Source organism: Micromonospora trifolii (assembly GCF_022229005.1).
Lineage (GTDB): Bacteria > Actinomycetota > Actinomycetes > Mycobacteriales > Micromonosporaceae > Micromonospora > Micromonospora trifolii.
Window position 1 is genome coordinate 1 of the sequence record NZ_JAKKFD010000069.1, and the last position, 2,931, is coordinate 2,931.

At 72.5% G+C, this 2,931-nt stretch carries 1 protein-coding gene; it reads left to right on the top strand.

From position 1 onward, the window contains the following. Positions 1 to 11: 11 nt before the first annotated feature. Positions 12 to 2,931 (top strand): SDR family NAD(P)-dependent oxidoreductase (locus NIE79_RS32110; protein ID WP_238682138.1); only part of this gene is annotated, 2,920 nt, incomplete at its 3' end.

Sequence of the window (2,931 nt, forward strand, 5' to 3'; positions counted from 1 at the left end):
CAACCCACACCATCCACCCCACCACCAAAACCACACCCTGGCCCACCACCGGCAGACCACGCCGCGCCGCGATCTCCGCCTTCGGCATCAGCGGCACCAACGCACACCTCATCCTCGAACAAGCACCCGACACCACGACCGAAGACACCTCTGATGTGGCCGGACGACCGCTGCCGTGGCTGGTATCGGGTGCGACCCGTCCCGCGTTGCGGGAGCAGGCCCGCAGGCTTCTGCGCCATCTCGCCGAGCATCCCGACGTCGCCGACATCGATGTCGTGCACACGCTCGCGACCACGCGGGCGCACCTGGCACACCGGGCTGTCATTGTCGCCGCGGACCGCGCGGATGTCGTCGCCGCGCTGCGTGATCTGGCCGAGGAGCGCCCCAATCCGAACCTGGTGACCGCCCCGATGGACGGCCCGCCGACCGGTCCCAAGCTGGTGTTCGCCTTCGGCGGGCAGGGCGCACAGTGGGCCGGCATGGGCCGCGAGCTGTACGAACAGCACCCGCGGTTCCGCAGCGCCCTCGACGCTGTGCTCAGCCACCTGGACCCACGCCTACCTGAGCTGATCTTCGCCGAGGCGGGCACTGCCGCCGCCGGGCTGCTGAACGACACCACCTACACGCAGCCCGCGCTGTTCGCCGTCCAGACGGCCCTCGCCGAAACCCTGGCGTACCACGGCATCCGGCCCCACCACCTGGTCGGGCACTCGATCGGCGAACTGACCGCCGCGCACGCCGCTGGCATCCTGTCGCTGAGCGACGCCGCCCGCCTCGTCGCCACCCGGGCCCGACTGATGGGCTCCGCCCCGGCCGGCGAGCACGGCATGCTGGCCGTCCGACGCCTGCGGGTGGACGACCTGGTCGGCGGTGAGATCAGCCTGGCGGCCGTGAACGGACCCGCTGACCACGTGCTCGCCGGGCCGGTCGGAGCGTTGAACGAGCTGGCGGAACGGCTGAAGGCCGATGGCGTACGGGTATCGCTGTTGCCGGTCTCACACGGGTTCCACTCGGCGCAGATGGACGGTGTCCTGACCGAGTTGCACGCCGCAGCGAGCGAGGTTGACTACCGGCCCGCGCGGCTGCCGATCACCAGCTGCCTGCGCATCCCGCACGACCACACGTCCCGGCCGGACACGACGACACACTGCACGCCGGAGTACTGGGTGCATCAGGTCCGGCACCCGGTGGACCTGGCTGCGGCGATCACCCGGCTGACCGGGCAGGAACCCGACCGGTTCCACACGTTCGTCGAGGTCAGCCCGCACCCGACACTGTCGCCGTCCATCACCGGGACGCTGACCGGTGCTGCCGACGTGCTGCCCACGCTGCGCCGGGACGGAAACGCGGCGACCCTGCTACTGCATACCCTGTCGCGCCTGCACGTCAACGGGTACGACCCGGACTTCCGCACCGAGGGCCGGGTCGTCGCGCTGCCCACGTACGCGTTTCAGCACACGTCACACTGGCTGTACGGCGGCCGCCCCGGCCGCCCCGACGCGGGTTCGTTGCACCAGGTGGACTGGGTCGCGCTGGCGCCGTCCCGCGACGCCGAGGTCGCGCTCGTCGGCGACCTCGAAGCGCTGCTCTCCGGCGTGACGGCGGCCGACGCGCCACCCGCGCATGCGGTGCTGTCGATCCCGGCCGTTCCGGACGAGGACGTGCCGGCCGCGGCCCACCGGATCGCTGAGGAGATCCTGGCCGCACTACAGACCTGGCTGGCGCACCCGGCCACGACCGGTACGCACCTGACCGTGCACACCGAAGAGGGCAACCTGGCGCACGCCGCCGTGACAGGCCTGGTCACCTGCGCGCAGAACGAGCACCCGGAACGGCTCACGCTGCTGACCGCCGACCCGGGTGCCGAGCTGACCCCGGACGTCGTCGCCGCCCTGCGCCGGCACCCGAGGCTCTCGCTGCGCGACGGAACGCTTTACACGCCCCACCTGGTGGAGACGCCGCGGACGGTCGGCACCCGAACCCTCGACCCGCACGGGACGGTACTGATCACCGGGGGGACCGGCACCCTCGGCGCGATCACGGCACGCCACCTGGTGGCGCGTCACGGTGTCCGGCACCTGCTGCTGACCGGCCGGCGTGGCACGCGGGCACCGGGCGCCGGCGAGCTGCGCGCGGAACTCACCGCGCTCGGTGCGACGGTCACCATCGCCGCCTGTGACATCGCCGACGAACACGCCGTACGGGCGCTGCTGGCCGCCGTGCCGGGTGAGCATCCGCTGACCGCGGTCGTGCACGCCGCCGGGGTCGTCGCCGACGCGCCGGTCCACACACTCACCCCGGAGCGGCTGCACGCCGTGCTCACCCCGAAGGTGGACGCGGCGTGGAACCTGCACCGGCTGGCCGGCGACGTGGAGACGTTCGTGTTGTTCTCCTCGGCCTCGGCCACGCTGGGCAACCCGGGCCAGGCGAACTACGCCGCCGCGAACACCTTCCTCGATGCTCTGGCCCGACACCGCCGCGCCATGGGGCTAGCCGGCACGAGCATCGCGTGGGGGCTGTGGCAGGAGTCGGGCGCGATGACCGCGGACCTGACCGAGGCCGACCTGCGCCGGATCCGGGCCATCGGACTCACTCCGATGCCCACGGCGGTCGGGCTCGCGTTGCTGGACCGGTGCCTGGCGACCGGCGAACCGCATGTGCTGGCGACCCCCATCGAGGTGGCGCCGGCGCCGACAGACGCGGCGCCGGCGGCCGAGCCGGAGACGGGCCTGGCCGCACGTCTCGCTCCGCTGGGCGCGACCGAGCGCCGGGAGTTCGTTCTCGGGCTGGTGCGGAACGCGGCGGCGGCGATCCTCGCGCATCCCGATCCCGACGCCATCGGCGCCGGGCAGGCGTTCCAGACGCTGGGTTTCGACTCGCTGACCACGGTGCAGCTGCGCAACCATCTCAACCGGGTGACCGGTTTGAGTT